20 protein-coding genes are annotated in these 16,326 nt (G+C 41.4%); 1 reads left to right on the top strand and 19 read right to left on the bottom strand.

Annotation, left to right across the window (positions count from 1 at the left end):
* The 3 genes from PVV69_RS06835 to PVV69_RS06825 all read right to left on the bottom strand — a co-directional run.
* On the bottom strand, positions 1 to 358 hold a 358-nt coding region (locus PVV69_RS06835), incomplete at its 3' end, for a hypothetical protein (protein WP_273756951.1).
* Positions 342 to 482, bottom strand: coding sequence for a hypothetical protein (locus PVV69_RS06830; RefSeq protein WP_273756950.1), 141 nt, complete (start codon positions 480 to 482; stop codon positions 342 to 344). The genes PVV69_RS06830 and PVV69_RS06835, both read right to left, overlap by 17 nt.
* Positions 483 to 549: 67 nt before the next feature.
* Entirely contained in the window at positions 550 to 855 is a 306-nt protein-coding gene (locus PVV69_RS06825) for a helix-turn-helix transcriptional regulator (protein ID WP_273756949.1), read from the bottom strand.
* A 147-nt stretch (positions 856 to 1,002) separates the two neighbouring features.
* On the opposite strand from PVV69_RS06825, the gene PVV69_RS06820 reads away from it, so the two are divergent.
* A complete protein-coding gene (locus PVV69_RS06820) occupies positions 1,003 to 1,530 on the top strand; it encodes a helix-turn-helix domain-containing protein (protein WP_273756948.1) in 528 nt (175 codons plus the stop codon).
* Positions 1,531 to 1,995: 465 nt separating this feature from the next.
* Here the strand turns inward: PVV69_RS06820 and PVV69_RS06815 are convergent, their stop codons facing one another.
* The 16 genes from PVV69_RS06815 to PVV69_RS06740 form a co-directional block, all read right to left on the bottom strand.
* Positions 1,996 to 2,364 (bottom strand): helix-turn-helix domain-containing protein, encoded by a 369-nt coding sequence (locus tag PVV69_RS06815; protein ID WP_273756947.1) that lies wholly within the window; start codon positions 2,362 to 2,364, stop codon positions 1,996 to 1,998.
* Between the two features lie 64 nt (positions 2,365 to 2,428).
* A complete protein-coding gene (locus PVV69_RS06810; protein ID WP_273722216.1) occupies positions 2,429 to 3,214 on the bottom strand; it encodes a DNA adenine methylase in 786 nt (261 codons plus the stop codon).
* A gap of 73 nt (positions 3,215 to 3,287) precedes the next feature.
* The gene (locus PVV69_RS06805) at positions 3,288 to 3,506 is read right to left on the bottom strand and encodes a hypothetical protein (protein ID WP_273722218.1); all 219 of its coding nucleotides are present in this window, start codon (positions 3,504 to 3,506) and stop codon (positions 3,288 to 3,290) included.
* Positions 3,499 to 3,705 carry a hypothetical protein gene (locus PVV69_RS06800; protein WP_273722137.1) on the bottom strand — a complete coding sequence of 69 codons (207 nt, stop codon included), beginning with the start codon at positions 3,703 to 3,705 and terminating at the stop codon, positions 3,499 to 3,501. Before PVV69_RS06800 ends, PVV69_RS06805 begins: the two co-directional genes overlap by 8 nt.
* Positions 3,638 to 3,865 (bottom strand): hypothetical protein, encoded by a 228-nt coding sequence (locus PVV69_RS06795; protein WP_273756946.1) that lies wholly within the window; start codon positions 3,863 to 3,865, stop codon positions 3,638 to 3,640. The genes PVV69_RS06800 and PVV69_RS06795 overlap by 68 nt, the downstream gene beginning before the upstream one ends.
* Positions 3,862 to 4,527 carry a lysozyme gene (locus tag PVV69_RS06790; RefSeq protein ID WP_273756945.1) on the bottom strand — a complete coding sequence of 222 codons (666 nt, stop codon included), beginning with the start codon at positions 4,525 to 4,527 and terminating at the stop codon, positions 3,862 to 3,864. The genes PVV69_RS06795 and PVV69_RS06790 overlap by 4 nt, the downstream gene beginning before the upstream one ends.
* 13 nt (positions 4,528 to 4,540) lie before the next feature.
* Positions 4,541 to 6,355, bottom strand: coding sequence for a hypothetical protein (locus tag PVV69_RS06785; protein ID WP_273756944.1), 1,815 nt, complete (start codon positions 6,353 to 6,355; stop codon positions 4,541 to 4,543).
* 6 nt (positions 6,356 to 6,361) lie between these two features.
* Entirely contained in the window at positions 6,362 to 6,625 is a 264-nt protein-coding gene (locus tag PVV69_RS06780; protein WP_273756943.1) for a hypothetical protein, read from the bottom strand.
* 9 nt (positions 6,626 to 6,634) lie between these two features.
* On the bottom strand, positions 6,635 to 7,615 hold the full coding sequence (locus tag PVV69_RS06775; RefSeq protein WP_273756942.1) for a phage tail protein: 981 nt from the start codon (positions 7,613 to 7,615) through the stop codon (positions 6,635 to 6,637).
* Positions 7,608 to 8,600 (bottom strand): transglycosylase SLT domain-containing protein, encoded by a 993-nt coding sequence (locus tag PVV69_RS06770; protein ID WP_273756941.1) that lies wholly within the window; start codon positions 8,598 to 8,600, stop codon positions 7,608 to 7,610. The genes PVV69_RS06775 and PVV69_RS06770 overlap by 8 nt, the downstream gene beginning before the upstream one ends.
* Positions 8,600 to 10,843 (bottom strand): hypothetical protein, encoded by a 2,244-nt coding sequence (locus PVV69_RS06765; RefSeq protein ID WP_273756940.1) that lies wholly within the window; start codon positions 10,841 to 10,843, stop codon positions 8,600 to 8,602. Before PVV69_RS06765 ends, PVV69_RS06770 begins: the two co-directional genes overlap by 1 nt.
* Positions 10,836 to 12,689, bottom strand: coding sequence for a hypothetical protein (locus PVV69_RS06760; RefSeq protein ID WP_273756939.1), 1,854 nt, complete (start codon positions 12,687 to 12,689; stop codon positions 10,836 to 10,838). Before PVV69_RS06760 ends, PVV69_RS06765 begins: the two co-directional genes overlap by 8 nt.
* Entirely contained in the window at positions 12,689 to 13,744 is a 1,056-nt protein-coding gene (locus PVV69_RS06755; RefSeq protein WP_273754497.1) for a tail fiber domain-containing protein, read from the bottom strand. Before PVV69_RS06755 ends, PVV69_RS06760 begins: the two co-directional genes overlap by 1 nt.
* A 1-nt stretch (position 13,745) precedes the next feature.
* Entirely contained in the window at positions 13,746 to 14,129 is a 384-nt protein-coding gene (locus PVV69_RS06750; protein WP_273754499.1) for a hypothetical protein, read from the bottom strand.
* Positions 14,130 to 14,170: 41 nt separating this feature from the next.
* Entirely contained in the window at positions 14,171 to 15,628 is a 1,458-nt protein-coding gene (locus tag PVV69_RS06745; protein WP_273754500.1) for a hypothetical protein, read from the bottom strand.
* The gene (locus tag PVV69_RS06740; protein WP_273754502.1) at positions 15,628 to 16,326 is read right to left on the bottom strand and encodes a hypothetical protein; all 699 of its coding nucleotides are present in this window, start codon (positions 16,324 to 16,326) and stop codon (positions 15,628 to 15,630) included. Before PVV69_RS06740 ends, PVV69_RS06745 begins: the two co-directional genes overlap by 1 nt.

Raw genomic sequence — 16,326 nt, 5'->3', positions numbered from 1 at the left:
TCGCACGCCCTGCCCATCTTCGATAGGCTCTAGCAAATACAGGCTCTTCCAAACGCCGATTAATCACTTGCAAAGCAAGAAAGATAGCAGTCTGCTGCCGTACTTGCATGGCAACAATACGCCGCCGTGGCACCTCAAACTGATAATGCAAAATATGAATAACAATCTGTCGTGCTAACGCCGCATCAAATAAGCCATGCGGAGGGTCAATAATATACCGGATTGGCAAATGCCGAAATCCACCACTCACCGCCTTAAAAGAACAAGTCACCATAATGTGCAACCGTTCAGCTTCCGAATACGGATTAAAAATTTCTTTTCTGACATCTGGGGTCCATAAATTACAAGCAGCAACCATAACCAACCCCTATAAAAACAATATGACCACCCCCTAATCGCCAAAACCAACCCATCCAATCGGCTGCTTGATAAGGCAACTCTGTGCAATTTTTCTTGTCTATTTCGTATTGATCTTTAGACATTGATAAACCTTTTTATCTTATGGTATCTAAATACATGGCAAATGCGCTAACACGCAGAGCCTAAAGCTCAAGCAGCATTACCGCGCAAAGCAGAATGCGCACCCGAATCTGTATTGGCATGTTTTGCTGCTTTAAAAATGCGACGGCGACTTTTGGGGTAGCGGTCGCTAAAAACCTGCTCGACGGGCAAACCGATAAAATCGGCAATGGCGCGTTCGGCTTTCTCGTTAGACCGTGTCCAAATGTGTTGAACACTGGATGAGGAGAGTTGATAAGCTTTCGCGAGCTCCGCCAAGGTCATATTACGGCGGCGTAGCTCAGCTAAAATACTATGGCGATCCCATACTTGAATGCATGTTTGTGTGGTTGTCATAACTTTCGCTCCTGCTTCAAACGGATGCTCAAACCATCCGTTTTTTGTGGGGTTAATTGTATAATAAACGCCCTCTATATCGGGCGGTAATTAAAGGTATATCTACAAATGGGATATTAGTCAACCCCGTTTGTAAACATTTGTGATATGAAACGACAAAAAAATGAGCCCAAAACTGCATTAGCAAAACGACTCACAGAAGTTAGAAAGCTTGTGGGCTTATCTCGTGATATATTTTCTCTTAAAATTGGTATCAGTATTCAAGGGCTTGGAAATTACGAACGCGGTGATAGAACTCCAGATGCAACGGTTTTATCAGCATATAAAGAAAAATTTGGAGTAAACCTGAATTGGCTTTTGACCGGTGAAGATGCAATGTTTATAGACATGATGATGGCTAGGTCTTTCAATATCTCTCCTCCTACCATTCCTGCTGGTCTCATGAAAAAACTTGGTCGCATAGCTTATACAACCTATCGCGATGCAAAAATTAAACTCCCCCCCGAAGATATAGCGGAACTCGCGGCGGAACTTTATAAAAAACTGCAAGAGCTTGTTCAAGACATCAACGATAGCGAAGAAGTCGAAGCGACTTTCTCTCTTCTTAAAATTCATTTAAAGCGTCAAATAGAAGCTGAAAGAGCACATCTAGAAACTACACAAAATACGGCTTAATGCTCCTTTAAAAAGAAAAATGAAAGTGGAAATCTTTTTACATTAAGAATTTAATATAATACATTGATAAATAATGTTTTATTATCCAATTTTTGAGATTTCCACGCATATATGGAAATCTTTTTTGCTTTTTTGGTTATTTTTGGCTGATTTTGCAATGCGCTTCACATTTTATCGGATTTTTTTCAAAGGGTCTTCAAAGGCGGTTTTCTGGGCTTTCACAGACTTTTCAAAATTTTTCAAAGGGTTTTCAAAGACCTTTCAAAGCCTTCTCTCATTTTTACCATGAAAACGCACTTTTTTCTGATTTTCGGTAATTTTCGCAATTTTAGGTGTCAAAATACAATTTTACAAAACGCGCATTTAATGGTAAAAATTGTACATAAAAACAACAAATTACCACGTATTCCTACCTAATCCCACCTTTTCCCACTTAGTATAAAACCTACTGTCAAACTACAATCCCTAAAAAGTACTTTCTTTTTTGTCCACTTTTTCCAATAATTTTTTAAATTCTGTCAAATCCTGTTGTGAAAAATTTTCTAAAGTTCTAACAAACATGCCAACAACTTCACGCCCAAATGAATCAGAAGGTTTTATTGTAAAATTCTTACGGCAAGAGTCAGCCTCTTTTCTTAAAAGAAAAGCTATATCTTGATTTAAAGCGTAGAGCTTAATGATCTTTTCTTCCATGCCAACGGGTACAGATTTTTTGCCAATCTCAACAGAAGACAAAAATGATACGGATACATCTAATTTCTCAGCCATATCTAAAAGGCGTTCAGAGTGATCAATACGAAGTTTGCGTAACATTTTGCCAAATGATGTAAGCATATAAAAAGTCCTATTAGAGAAGAAATATTTCTGCTGATTCTAACAAATCTTTTTCAAACTTTCCTCAATTATTACGAATCAGCACTTCTTTTCGAGGTGTTTTTTTTGCCATACCCGCCGTCCAAACGGTATCAACTTCTAAAAAGTCAAAATCTTTAAAGATCTCTCGAACTGCATCACAATCATTTAGACTCAAGACAAACTTACCTTGGATGCCTTTGAGAACTTTTGCCATACTCACAAAATCATCTTCAACAAAATTCCCAGAACTATAACGCTTCTTCTTTACAAGATAAGGCGGGTCTAAATAAAATAAACTGTTGGGCGCATCAAAAAGTTCAACAACCCGTTCCCACGATAAATTTAAGATAGTGGTATCAAGAAGTTTTTTCCTAACACGTTTCATCCTTGCTAAAAGTTTGTCCGGATTAAAGCTTACCGTTTTTTTTCCTACAAAGCTAAAAGAATAGTAATCTTCTTTCCCATACATGACACAACGTTGGAGAAACAAAAAGCGTGCGGCTCTTTCAATTTTGGTGAGGCTCTCTGGGGCAATAGATGCAAGTTCAAAAAACAACTGTCTTGAACAAACAAACCATTCTAGTCGTTTGGCTAGATCATCAAAATGGTTTTGAACACATTGAAACAGATTCGTGATTTCTCCATTTAGATCATTAATAACTGAATATTTCGTTGGTCTTTTGTTTAGGAAAATAACACCTGAACCTAAAAACGGTTCAACGTATGTTTCATGGTCAATGCTATTTAAAATCGGTATAATTTTCTTACGTAGATGATGTTTACCACCCATCCACGCAAACAATGTGTGTGTAAAACTTTCTTCTTTCATAAGCGAAGTCCATTCTCTCAAGCTTTTGCAAGCCTAATCATTTTTTCATATTTTAAGGATAGATTTAGTGAAACTAATTCTTTGAAAACCACTGCTTTAAATGTGCAATGACATTATCTAGCGCATCCATGAGGCGTGCAAAATCAAGGATCAACAAAAAGATAAAAAACGCTATCCATTTCATCAAGCGTGACATCATTTTCACGCTTTGATAGGTGATGATCATTTCTTGAAGCATTTCTTTTTCTGCTTCTGTAAGCTTTGTGTGTTTTGTCGTTTTTTTTCTAACCATGTTTCCACCCACACAAGCGTTCACCTTGCTCATTATGCTTTAAGATCTCTCTTGCTAAGTTTGAGCTAATGGTGTTCAGGTCTTGTCGGCTTAAATAAATAGGTAACCAACCAACACAAGAAGAAGCATATTTATTTGTCGCGCAACCAGTGAGAGAGAGCAGCACGCACATCAGCATCACTTTTTTTGTTAATTTCATTTTCTACCTCAAGCCGTGCTGTTGCTACCTTTAAAGCACTTTCTGTTTGCTTTTGCTGTTCAACCTTTTTTCCAAGGGTAAAAGCTCTTGCTAAGGCAATAAAAAAAGCGGCTAAAGCCGCACCTGTTAGCATCAAGTTTCTTTTCATCCATAAGATCATAGGCGGTGCTCCTGAAAGCGTTTAGCAACAAAGAAAATGCCAGTACATGCCGCTAAAACCATAATGGCGGCTAAAGCCCATTGGATTGGTCCATTGCCCGCTAAAAACCCACCAAGACCTGAGAAAGAACCAATAATCGGTGCCAATGCTTCTGCTTTGAGAAACCCTGTTGGTTGTTTCGTTTCTACTGTTTGGTAATTAGAAGAAACATAAGCCCCTTTCGCCCATAGCCCTGCCTCTGCTACACGCCTGTGTACGAGACCTTGTAAACATTTTCCACCCGCTTTGGTCCATTTTTGTAATTCGAAGGGAACTGCTTCATAATCCCCCCGATTAAGCCTTTTAAGCAATGTAGAGCTTTGGAAAGCTGCAATACCCACATTATAACAAAAGGAAACAAGAGCGCCGAACTGTTCATCGCTTAAATTCACACAAACTGCTTTTTCTACCGCCCTCTCATATTGCTGCAAATCTGCTAAAAGCATGGTTTCGGCTTTTTTTTCCGTAATCACCATGCCCTCAATAACTGTTGGTTTACCGGCTTTTTTCGTATGACCATAACCAATCGTCCATACGCCAGAAGCATCTTGATAAGCCTGCAAGCGCAAACCTTCCCACTTTTTTAAACAATATAAACAGTCTTTACTTATTTTCCGTGCCATTGTTCAATTCACCTTATAAATATACCTTTATGAGTACTGCTCCGTCACCGCCGTCGCCGCCAATTTTGTCGCCTCCGTGTTTCCCATCAAAATATCCGCCGCCGCCGCCGCCACATTCTTTACCACCTCTACCACCGTTACCGCCTTTGTAACTCTCACCACCCTGCCCCATGATAGAACCCTTGCATTGACCACCACCACCTCCGCCGCCGCCAAGAAAAGAACTTCCTCCGGTACCTGCTCTCTTGCCGTCGACCCCACTCCCGCCACCATTACCACCAGAAAAAATAAAGCTCTCACCACTGGTGCCCCCTCTGTTTCCTCCTCCATCACCGCCTTTCCCTCCAAAGTTAACAAAAATCATGGAGACGGAATATCCTCCTTCTGCAGTAACAAGTCCTTTGATCATTGTTCTACCACCATTGCACAAAACATTACTGTCATTGCCTTTACCACCACGACCAATGTAAGCTGTTTTTAATTTATCTAAATCAGAACCTTTCATTTTAAGATGCACGCATTGACCGCCGCCGCCGCCGCCATCTTTAACACCACCACCTCCACCGCCCCAAGCCCATACTTCGATATCGGTCTCAGCAGTAATACCATCAGGCAATGGAATATCTCCGCTTTCTGTCATCAGAATTTCAACAGGTTTTCTAACCCCGCCACCATTATTGCCGTTACCAGCACCGCTGCTATTGCTACTATTTGCTTTAATTGAAGCCATCAGTTTGGCTGGTGAGATAAGTGCATCCACTGTCTTTGTGCCATCAATCCAGTCTTTTTTGGCAAGAGGTTGAATGAGATCAACTTTTTGCTGTACACTGCGTGCTGTATCTTGCGCTTTATCGGCTGCTGTTTGCGCAGTGATAGCAATAGCTTTTGCATCCGTAGCATTCGTTTTTGCAACATTCGCTGTATTGAATGCATTCTCTGCTACCTCTTTCGCTTTGCCTGCAACACTGAAACACTCTTGAACTGTATTTTGTGCTTTATTCGCTGTTTCTTGTGCAACACTTGCTACAGCTTGTGCCCTATCTCCTGTTTTTTGCGCATCTTTTGCTGTACTTAATGCAACACTCGCAACACTCTTTGCTTCACTTGCAACATGAAGCCCTTGTTTTACATCGTCTTCAACTTTATCAATTTTAGCAATCTGTGTACGTTCTTGAGACGTTAAGATAAGATGCTTATTTCCCTCTTTCATATTATCCATATCAAAGGCATCTTTTTCTATTGTATCTGGATCATAAACTGATTTTGACATACCAAAAGACTTTGATGCTACGAAATAGCTAATAGTATTTTTGAGATCTGCCGGAGATATGGGATAATAAACGCCTTCAATTCCCTTATGCCACTTTTCTATTGTGGGTTGGCTAGGGCTTAACCATCGTAGCTTTGATCTTTCCTCTGTGGTTAAGATCTTTTTGGTAGGACCCTCGTGCATATTTTCCATAGAAAATGCATTTGATCCCACATTGTCGGGGTCATATGTCGCAGCCTTCATATCGCCAATCCCTAAAGGCGATATTTTTACCCAGCCAGCGCCTGATAAAATCGCATTCTCATGAGCTTCACCACTTGCTTCAATATCGTGGATTGTGACCTTATCTTTGTAAGCAAGAGCTCCAATATCTCTCTTTGCAACAGCATCATCAGCCTTTTTCCCTTGAGCAGCAGTTGCAAAATATTCTACCTCATAAGCTGCTGCACTCCCCACTGAAACAGGTGCAAGAGCCTTACTATCTAAAACACCTTCTTTGACTTCTTTCTTTGTTGCTGGTTCAAGCTTAAAGATATGCGTATGATAGGGTAATGGCATCGCGGTTCATTCCTTAGTAAGTCTGTTTTTGAAATTTTTGGGGATGAGAGACTGTAATTCATCAATAAGTTTTTGCATGGTCTCTATGCGTTGATCTGTCGCTTCTTGATACTCTGCCAAAGCGCTTAAAAGATCATGATGTATGTCGCTTTTGACGAGATCAAGCACCTTATTCAATGGCGCATGAACCATTCTATTGCTTGCATAAAAAAGGACGCGGATTTGCTCCGCGTCCGCAATATCATCAATAGCAGACGGATTATTGATCATCTGAAAACCTTATGATTTTATGGCATAAACAACCGTAGTATTAACAGGGCGCGTTTCTGCCTCGCCCGTTGAAGAAAGTGTTACCTTATGCGTATGCACTCCAGCAGGTTGTGTTATCCCTGTAAGGGTTTGATAGTGATAACTGGGGTTCCTTCTGCCAATATCATTGGCGCTCCATCCAACTCCAGCATACTGAAACTCATGTGCGTGCTGCCCCGCCGATTCAACACTACAAGCATGTGTATGCGATTTAAGGCTATCTTGCTGTATATCGGCAAATTTTCTACTTCTGTCTAAACCGCGACCATTGTCAAAGCCGCGCAAAAACACTCCTCTAAAATCTGGAACTTTAAAGGTTGTATTGCTGTCTTTTCCCCATTTATCCCCTATCGCCTTGAATAATTGCGGATAATCTTTGCGTTCATATGTAGCACCATCACATAAAAGCCAACCGTTTGGCACTTCTTGCATAGCAAAGGTCGCAATAAACCCGCAAGGAAAGGTTTCGACCTTTGGTGGTGGAATGGGGGTAGGATTTAAAAGATACCAGCCATCAAGATCTTTTGTTGATGCGCCATCATTATAGACAATTTCATAAATACCCCCTTTTTGTAACTCACCGCCTATCAATGGCACTATCCCCGTATTGGTAGCTTTATAGAGTGGCTTTGCTCCCATACTATTCATGTTTATTGTTGTTGTACCAATATTTATACCACGCGCCTTAAAGCGGATAATGATATCGTTTTTATATTTTGCTATTGGCGACACCGTCGTCAACGTAATTGATGTTGTTTGTTCCTTTGCATTCACAATAAACTTTGAGTCAAGAGAACCACCATTATCGGCAAGATATTCACGTATACGCTGCATCATGACCCGCGCACTATCATTAACAGAACTAGGCGGCTGCCCTTCTGCCCAATTAATGATACTATCGGAATTGGCATTTTGATCAGCTGTGAGTGACCAGTCATAAATATCAGACATGATAAGCCCCCGTTCTTCTTAATAGCTCTTGGCGCAATTGCTCTTCTTTTTGCCGCCCATAGGAACCAACAGATTGCCGCCTAGAGGGATCAATGAGAGGTGTTAAATCTGTCGGGCGCCCAGTCGATTGTGAGAAACCCGCCATGACTGGTTGCTGCAACATTTGTTGCTGTACCATCTGTGCCTGCTGTTTTTGTCGTTCTCCATTCTCTCTCATTAAATGAAGCAAGCCGGAAAAGCCCTTTTTAAGAGCACCTGCATCAATACCTTGTGCTTGTAATGGTGTGGTTTCCATAACCTGTCCTGTTAAATTGTCTCTGCTTTCAGGTGCCATCATTCTGTTTGGAAATGGCGTGTCATATGCCATTAATTGGTTGCCCCCTTGATCACCTTGACCCACCTGATTACCTTGAAGTGTCTTTTGAAGCCTCTCAAACCCACGCAAAGGACCCATCTCGTTTGGTGCTGCTTGTCCATTGCTTTGGTTTTGCTGTATCGTTCTCTTCAAAGCATCTCCCGTTTTATTGTAAAGCCCATAAACATGATTCATAAAATCCCCTGCTGTAGCTTCCATATCGCCACCATTGAGTGTGACTGCCTGTCGACCTAAAAGCTGGCTTGCTGGAATATGTGGATTTTTTATAAGTTTTACTGCCCCTGCTGGTCCTTGTTGATGTGCAAGATAAAGCTCTGCCTCTGATGGCTTTCTGCCTAATGCTGTTGCTAAATAACGCGTATTATCCTTCGTTAACCGTGCCATAGCATCGGTTGCTTGAAAGGGATCAAACTTGTTATTGAGTTGATAGTGTTTTGCTGTTGAATCGAGAAATTGATACAGCCCTCCCGCACTGCTGTTCTTATTTCTTGCATTTGGATTACCATTACTTTCTATCATAGCAACACGTTCAAGAAAGCTTTCTGGCAAACCATATTTTTGTGCTGCCTGTGAGATAGCACGCTTTACATTGGGATGAAAATTGATCATTAGTTTATAACCGTTCTATCAGCACTGCTATTCAAAAGAATGCCAATAAAATTGAAGAATTTTGTGTGGTCTTCTTTGGTTATTAAGCGTTTCTTTTCTGCTTCATGAAACTTCTTAATTAATTCAACGGCTTTTTCTCTTGCTAACCCAAAGTCTCCTTTTTCCCGCGCTGTTATAAGCGCTGCAATATCTCTCTCAGTATCTTTATGGACGCTTGAGAATTTGCGTCCAAATTTCTCTAAGAAATTTTTTACAACTGCCTTGATGAAAGCAATCTTTCCTATACCCATAGTCTGTTGTGCCCCCCTCTCTTCCACTTCACCTATATGGTTTGGCAATCGTGCAAAAAGCTTTGTTCTTTCCACTTCCGGTCGCAACATTTTCATAAGTTGCTTAGCTTTATCCTCACCAAAAATACGCTGCAATTTTTCTTGACCATTTTTTGTGTCAAACAAACTCAAAAGACTGTGTTCAAAATTCTGTGCATTGCCTGCCGCAGTTTCTATTTGTGACCGTACACCTTTTTGAAAAGCCTCTTTTTCCATTAACCCCAAATCTGAAAGTTGGCTGTTGATTGTATCAAGATTAACGCTCTTCTTCAGTGCTTGCTCTCCTTGCTCGAGGGCATCACCGATAGTACGCTCGTCATAATAAATTTTCCGTGCCTTCGCATAATCTGGAGATGACGTATCCAAAATGTCCAGAATGCGTTGTTTGAAATCAGTCAAATCTCGAGCATATCCCCATTTTCCTTTGATACGTGCAGAATTAATTTGATCATCCAAAACCTCTTTCATCTTATGTAAAATTCGCATATTCAGCTTTGGATATCCATTGCTCCCTATAACTGTTGCATCCGCTTCATTTGGCATTTGTGCAATTGCTTTTTTGTATGCTTTTTGGAATGCGGGGGTTTCTTGCAAGCGCGATAAATCTTCACGAACAGCATTTGAAATGGGAGAAGCTTTTGCCCTCTCATAAAATGGTTCAGCCTTTTTCTGTGCTTGCTTAATAATTTCTTCTTTTAAATTGAGCGTATCGACCTTTGGACCCAACACCTCTGTCAAGGCATCACTTACTCGCTTATCACTGGCATATTGTCTTTCATTCAAACGATTACTTATGAGTGAATAGGTATCGTGATCTTTTTTTGCCGCCTTAAAAGCTCTCGTAGCAAGACCATCATGAAGATCAATAATCATTGAATCAGGACCACGCTGTTTTAATGCTCTCTCAAGCTTATCAACACCTTCATCCCCTAAAGTTTGGCTTACATCCCTAAGCGCTCTATCGCTTATCTGAAATGCCTCTTTTTCTACACCTTGTGTTACTGGTTCAGTTTTACCAAACAATTTTCCAACTGTGTTTTTGAGAGCCTCAGGTGTTTTTTTCACAATAGCAGGCGTTTTTTTAAGTGATCTTGTCGCAAAAGGTGTTACTTTGGATACCCCACTTGCAACAAATGGCGTTGCAGCACCTAACCCTGCACCAAATCCAGCAGACACTAAAGTATCTCCAAGCCCCTCACCCTCACCACTGCCTGCTATCCCTCCATAAATGGCTCCAGTTTTTACCGCACGCCCCAAGCTAAATTTTGCCGCCTCTTTGCTTGCAGCGACTTTCATTGCTGCTTCACCTGCCGCCTTTGCCGCTGTTCGTTCTGCCCCCCCTGCTAGAGCAGATTGTAAAGCCCTTTCTCCTGCTGCTAAAGCTTTACTGGTTATTTGTGCTCCTGCAACACCCGCTCTGCTTCCCAAGACAACATCAGCCCCAATTGCCGCACGAGCCGCCGCCGCAGCAGCAGCCCCTCCCGCAGGAGGAAAGAGCGCAGAAGCAATTATGGGTGCCGCAGCACCTGTTAAATTCCCAGCAAGAGATAAATAAAAATGATCTCGGTTCGCCGCTCTTTGATAATCACGCCATCGCTTTGTTACTTCATTATATTTTTTGACTGCCTCATCTGTTCCATTCCACAACCCCTCCCAAAGTGCTGATGCCAACCCTGCTGCTTCATCATCATAGCCTAGGGTTAACCCATGAAGAGCACCCCATCCAAAAGCACCCGCTGCACTTGGATGTGGATCATCTTCTGCTGTGATCGCATTATTTTCTGCAAAAGAACCCCTTAGCCTTTCCTTATTCTTCGCGAAAAGCTCTTGAAGTTGTTCTGGTGTATAGTCACTTATATGCCCAATGACTCTTGTGTTTTTACGATTAATAAGAGGAGGAATTACTTCAGCCATTGGTTTGTTTCTCCTTAATGCGCCCGTCACTATCAATAAACAATACACCTTCCGGTAATGCTTCTATCTGTTTTTCTAGTGGATCATTTGACTGTGCATGATTCCTCTTATTTCCTTTATAAGCATCTTCCCCATAGGCGGCTCGAACGAGCTCGCTTGTTGCATCTGCACCACCAAAAAGAATTGCGCGGGTTGCTGCATTGGATTTATTGAAAGTGTCAATAACTGTTTTTAAAGATTTCTTCATTTGCTCTGCGGAAAGGTTTTGATACAGTGCCGCTACAGAGTTTTGCAAGGTTTGCAATTCCATATTAGACAAGTTCCCAAAGCCAGATGCGCCATTTGGTGAAAATGCTTTTGCTTTTCTCAAGGCATCAATCCCAATATTCGCCTTTAATGAATCAAGCATATGCCCAAAATCTTTTGCCTTAAAACCAGGTATGAATGACTCTATAGAACCCGTGAAACCAACAACATGCGGGTGTTCCTCAACAATTTTTAGCAATTCTTTAGATGCCGAGAGTATACGATTTGACCTGTCTGCTGTTTCCAGAATTTGCATTTGTGTTTGTTGGTTTTTACGCTCCTCCTCCTTCTGTTCTTGAATTAATTTATGTTCTGCACCACTGCCTGCAATTGGCACCGCACGTATGCCACCAAGTGCATTTTTATCCTTAATATACATATAACCTGCTTCAGGCTTTGATAGCATGCCATCAGTATTCCCTCCTAATCCAGAAGCAGTGGAACGCTGTCCCCCTTGGACAGATATAATTTTCCCTGTGCTTGTTGAGACTTGGAAAGCCATATCCTCAGGCAATCCCTGCTCTGCCTTTTCTGCCGCTGTCAACGTTCTATAGCCTTCTTGCGGGCTTAACGTGTTGCCTATAACTTTCATGGCAAGATCTGGATATTGCATGAGTGCTTGTGCGTCTTTATCACTATATCCTTTAGAGCGTAAAAACTCAAAAATTGGTCTATTTTGAGCACGTACATTATTGCCCTGCCGCATAACAAGCGCCGCATTTGAAAAACTTTCTTGCGGTGTTTTTCCTGATGCTAACCCTGCAAAAAAATCCATTAAATGCTCGGAAAATTCTGATTTTCTAAAACGCTCCCATAAGCTACTTGGGTCTGCATCTTTATGAATAAAATTTCCAACTGCGTTTACATAATCGGTTGCCTGTTCGGGCTTAGCATTTGCTTTTAAATGTTCTTCTTCTTGAATAGGCATATGAGAAAGTTTTTCTTCATTGATAGGGCTGCTCTCCTGCGGATTCTCTGCCATAGATCTGTTGTTGATCTCTGTAATATAATCCATCACATCTTTTTGCTGTCGCCCAGCTTCATCCCCACTAGACTGATCAATGTTCCCAACAAGTGGAGATTGAGGGATCATTGATGTAACGCCTCCCTGCTCTGAGAAGTCATGTTTTTGTTGCTCTGGTGCCTCTTGTATCTTAACAGTATCCTTTATCTTAACAGTATCCTTTGAAACATCCGGCAAGGGAGGCATTTGGCGTTTTAAATCATCCGTAGACATAATCAATTCTGCTGGCGTTTTTTTCCCAACGTCTCCTCCTCCTGCTTGAGAGCCGCGAATAAGCTCTGTAGGACTCAATTTTTGTGGAGTATCAGCCCCATTGCTCGCATCAAAAGGGTTTGTGCTAAAAGCAGCACGTTCTAAAAAACTTGGCTTGTATCGTCCTTCCAACGGCGCGCTTGGAGGGGTAGAGAGTTGTTGGAACAAATGCTTTGGCAATTGAGGCATGACCTGATACATCAAGGGACGCAAAAATTTTGGATCAAACAACTTTAAAAGAGAATTTGTGTTTTCTTGTTCCATCACTGCACCCTTTCTATCTCAAAGCCAAGCTTGCTATAATCCACATGCAAAAAGCCTGTCGCCTTATGCAAGAAAACAGCTTCAGGCTTTAACTTCAAAACATCTTGTGCCATCACCCCGCGATAGCGCTCTGGGTATCCTTTGTAATTATATTCATAGAGTTTGTATCCATCTCGCTGCCCCACTTGCACGATATTTTCTTTCGCTCTGAAGTCGCTAAGCCCAGCAAAAGTACCAAGGATAGTTCCAACATTTCCAACAATCTCCCACGGATTAGGTTTTGGCTGCGGAGTCAATGTCGTCATTTGTCCTGTTCGCGTTCCATAATTTCCAGCAACAGCCCCACCAGCTGCGAGCAACTTACTTAACTGGTCCCAATCAAGATTGTTCTGCTGCTCCCATTTTTGCCGCTCTTCATCCAATTGCCGTTGATGATTGGCATCAAGCACACTCCCTCCCGTCAACGCATTAAGATTTGCCTGACCTTGACCTTGAAAGAAGTTATTGGCGCCCGCCAACTGATTTTGGTTTGCTTGGTCAATGAGACCATTGGCATTCATCATGTTGTTGACATCTTGGTTATATTGCTGTGATAAAGCTTGTGTTGCTATGCCCCCCAATTCGTTAGCAAGAACCCCTGTATGCGCCCCAGAACCATAACGCCCAGCACCTGCCAATGAACTATTAATAGAATTTGTTGCTTTATTTAATGTGTTTTGAAGCGCTTCATCAAAGTAAGGGTTATTGCCTATTTGTTGCCCTGAAGCCATGTTTTTTAAGTTTTGGCTTGTTGAATTTTGCCCTGTAGCTAATCCATTTAAATAATTATTATCATAGTTATGCGTATTATTGCTAAGCCCATTAATCGCATTCTTTGTTTGATCACTTAAACCCGCAACTCGCTGCCCGTCATAAACGGATTTTCCGCTACCTTGATTATAAAAAGTCATGGCATCTTGAGCGGCGTGTTCAAAAATACCTTTTGCCCATGCAGGGGGTTCATTTGTTTGCGTCGTGTTTTGGGTATTCTGGATTGGTTTAGAACTTTTTCCCATATTAAAGCTGCTTTCTATATTCTAAAAGATTAACGAGATATCCATGCGTTTTAAGAGATTTTTCCCACCCTCGCCTGCCTATGATGACAAGCTCTTTTGCCCCTTTTTCCTTGTAATAAGCTTCAATCTGAGTGATAAGCTTCGTTAAGGGCGCTCCTCCCTTTCCACCAAGCGTGACAATAACCGCCCTTAATGCTCCAGTGACGAGTTCCTGTAACTGTGTTGTGACATGCGCCATAAAGTTTTCATGCGCATCAACGATAATCCAAAGAACTTTTTCTCCCTTCAAAATATCGTTTAAAATGGTCTCTGTATTATAATCATCAGGAAATTTTTGATTAAAGTAAGCTATCGATTTTATGACATTCTCAAAATAGGGCGCCATTTGTTTAGCGCTCCATTTTTCTGTATTATAGATCTTAAAACTCATCTTATGCCCGCGGGTTTGAGCGTTACATCAAAGCCTGTTATATGTGTCCATGGCGTGCCTTCTGGTATTCTCAGACGCAAGGCGTGATAACGCGCCCGTGAGCGGATATTATACATCCCAATATTATAGCCGGCATAACGCTCTTTAGCCCAATTTAATTGGTTCTTGTTGTCAATGATAAATGCCGCCCCAACACTTAAAAAACCTTTTGTTGTATCCGCTTGAACAAAAGCCTCACTCATCAGGTTGATTTGCCTGCCCGTATCCCCCACAATTTGTGAAGCAATAACTGCTTCCATCGGAGGACCTGCAAAAAAACCAAATGTGTTGTCTGGCGTAAAGGCTCCCAAAACAGGCGCACCATTTTGCCACATTTTACTATCAAGAGAAGCTGGTAAATCTTTCAAGCTCTCTTGTACTTCGTCTAAGCCTTCTAATGTATAACCGGCTGCAAAAAGGGGAAATAAGAGAAGGTTCTGCCCCTTAATGACACTCCATATTTGCAAAAGCCAATCATAAACATAAATATGCATCCCTTCAGTGTTATCATTGATAGAAAAATAAACACGAGAATAGACCGGATCAATACATGCCCTCATCTCATCAATGGCAAAGTTATTGTAAAGTGTGAAGATAGTTTTATCGACTTTGCCAAAGCCAATAGGGAGCATTTCACCAGTACTGTTGATTTGATAAAAACCATCATCAGAGACAAAGAAAGTACAGTCTCCACGGCTTGCAATTGCTGTGCTGCTTTTCGCACCTATTTTGTCTTTTATTTTTGCAAAACTGAATATAATTTTAGAGCCTGGTACAAAGGTTGCATGATAAATGGCGGAGCGCATAAAAATAAGTGGATTTGTTGATTCCGTAGACCCTTGAACGTATTCACCATCAGGAAAATCTTGATAATCGCAACTTTTCTCCCCAACCGTCCAATGTGTTGCATCATTCAAACCAGACCACTGAACACGGTTTGGCTTATCTGTTAGTTGCATCAGGCAAACAAAATCACCCCACACACGCACAAGTCCAGCACGCGGCGGATTACCACTCAAATCACAAAACTTTTCATCTGTTTTCAACGAAAGCATTTGTGGTGGGTCATTGCTATTAACAGCAATGATATGGTCCCCAAAGGAGGCAAAAGACCAAAGCGCAGTCTCATTGGCGTGATATTGTGTGTGAGGCTTGCTAATGTCTTTCCAGCCGCGCGTGCTGTTGTCATATTCATAAAGCTTTGTTGGTGCGCCCACAATGATGCGCACACCACCCAATGAGCGCACAGCATAGACTCCCAAAATCACATCCGGAAAAGGATCTGAAACCGGCGCCACAATGGGAAACGGAATATATGAATTTGGTGCAGGCAAAACGTTCACGATCTCACTGGAATAACCACTATTAATAAATGCAACATCTGGTCTATACTCAGCAATAGGGATAAAGGTCATCAGAAATCCGTGTGTTGAATTTTTAATAAATTCTTGCGCCGTGATGTTTCAATTTGCAGCGCATCGAGTTGCTCTTGAAACATAGCAAAAGCAGCCGCTGCCATCTGCGGTTCTTTAATAATATTGGTATAAATTTCATATTTTGCACGCGTTTTGATCAATTCATAAGCTTCCAAAAACCATATGGACGCTTCTTGTGCACTCTCAATATCTTTTATTCTGATAGGATCAAGAATAAGCCTGATAGAATAGATACGCTCTGGTGTTGGATACAAAATAAGCTTTTGTTCAAAATAAGCATAGCGTGTAGGCATACCATTGTTACAATCATTCTCAAGATTCTCAATAACAAGCGGATCTACCTGCAAAAGCTTTGCTTTGCTGTGATTATCTTCATAAATATAAGCATCAACAATGCGAACAGCCCCTGTTATAGAGGGATGTGCCTCTGCACCATAACGGCTTTTCCCCTTTAGAGTGGTAAAAACAATTTCACGGCTTTCATTGAAATAAAAAGGCAATCGTTCACAAAAGCGAATAGCCGAAAATATCGCCCTTTGTACTTGATCAACATACTCATCTGTTTGATCATCTATTTCATCCTGAATATCGCTTAACATCTGGATAAAATTTTTGTCATGAGAAACAATGGTCTGTTTGTCTCCAATCGGACCACCTGTCTGTACTATTATCGTCAT

Source organism: Bartonella sp. MM73XJBT, from assembly GCF_028618465.1.
Classification (GTDB): domain Bacteria; phylum Pseudomonadota; class Alphaproteobacteria; order Rhizobiales; family Rhizobiaceae; genus Bartonella.
Note: the sequence above shows the minus strand (reverse complement) of the source record. Positions and strands in the feature narration are given on the sequence as shown.

Coding starts and splice junctions, on each gene's coding strand:
- PVV69_RS06830 (WP_273756950.1), bottom strand. CDS start 482: ATGTCTAAAGATCAATACGAAATAGACAAGAAAAATTGCACAGAGTTG.
- PVV69_RS06825 (WP_273756949.1), bottom strand. CDS start 855: ATGACAACCACACAAACATGCATTCAAGTATGGGATCGCCATAGTATT.
- PVV69_RS06820 (WP_273756948.1), top strand. CDS start 1,003: ATGAAACGACAAAAAAATGAGCCCAAAACTGCATTAGCAAAACGACTC.
- PVV69_RS06815 (WP_273756947.1), bottom strand. CDS start 2,364: ATGCTTACATCATTTGGCAAAATGTTACGCAAACTTCGTATTGATCAC.
- PVV69_RS06810 (WP_273722216.1), bottom strand. CDS start 3,214: ATGAAAGAAGAAAGTTTTACACACACATTGTTTGCGTGGATGGGTGGT.
- PVV69_RS06805 (WP_273722218.1), bottom strand. CDS start 3,506: ATGGTTAGAAAAAAAACGACAAAACACACAAAGCTTACAGAAGCAGAA.
- PVV69_RS06800 (WP_273722137.1), bottom strand. CDS start 3,705: ATGAAATTAACAAAAAAAGTGATGCTGATGTGCGTGCTGCTCTCTCTC.
- PVV69_RS06795 (WP_273756946.1), bottom strand. CDS start 3,865: ATGATCTTATGGATGAAAAGAAACTTGATGCTAACAGGTGCGGCTTTA.
- PVV69_RS06790 (WP_273756945.1), bottom strand. CDS start 4,527: ATGGCACGGAAAATAAGTAAAGACTGTTTATATTGTTTAAAAAAGTGG.
- PVV69_RS06785 (WP_273756944.1), bottom strand. CDS start 6,355: ATGCCATTACCCTATCATACGCATATCTTTAAGCTTGAACCAGCAACA.
- PVV69_RS06780 (WP_273756943.1), bottom strand. CDS start 6,625: ATGATCAATAATCCGTCTGCTATTGATGATATTGCGGACGCGGAGCAA.
- PVV69_RS06775 (WP_273756942.1), bottom strand. CDS start 7,615: ATGTCTGATATTTATGACTGGTCACTCACAGCTGATCAAAATGCCAAT.
- PVV69_RS06770 (WP_273756941.1), bottom strand. CDS start 8,600: ATGATCAATTTTCATCCCAATGTAAAGCGTGCTATCTCACAGGCAGCA.
- PVV69_RS06765 (WP_273756940.1), bottom strand. CDS start 10,843: ATGGCTGAAGTAATTCCTCCTCTTATTAATCGTAAAAACACAAGAGTC.
- PVV69_RS06760 (WP_273756939.1), bottom strand. CDS start 12,689: ATGGAACAAGAAAACACAAATTCTCTTTTAAAGTTGTTTGATCCAAAA.
- PVV69_RS06755 (WP_273754497.1), bottom strand. CDS start 13,744: ATGGGAAAAAGTTCTAAACCAATCCAGAATACCCAAAACACGACGCAA.
- PVV69_RS06750 (WP_273754499.1), bottom strand. CDS start 14,129: ATGGCGCCCTATTTTGAGAATGTCATAAAATCGATAGCTTACTTTAAT.
- PVV69_RS06745 (WP_273754500.1), bottom strand. CDS start 15,628: ATGACCTTTATCCCTATTGCTGAGTATAGACCAGATGTTGCATTTATT.
- PVV69_RS06740 (WP_273754502.1), bottom strand. CDS start 16,326: ATGACGATAATAGTACAGACAGGTGGTCCGATTGGAGACAAACAGACC.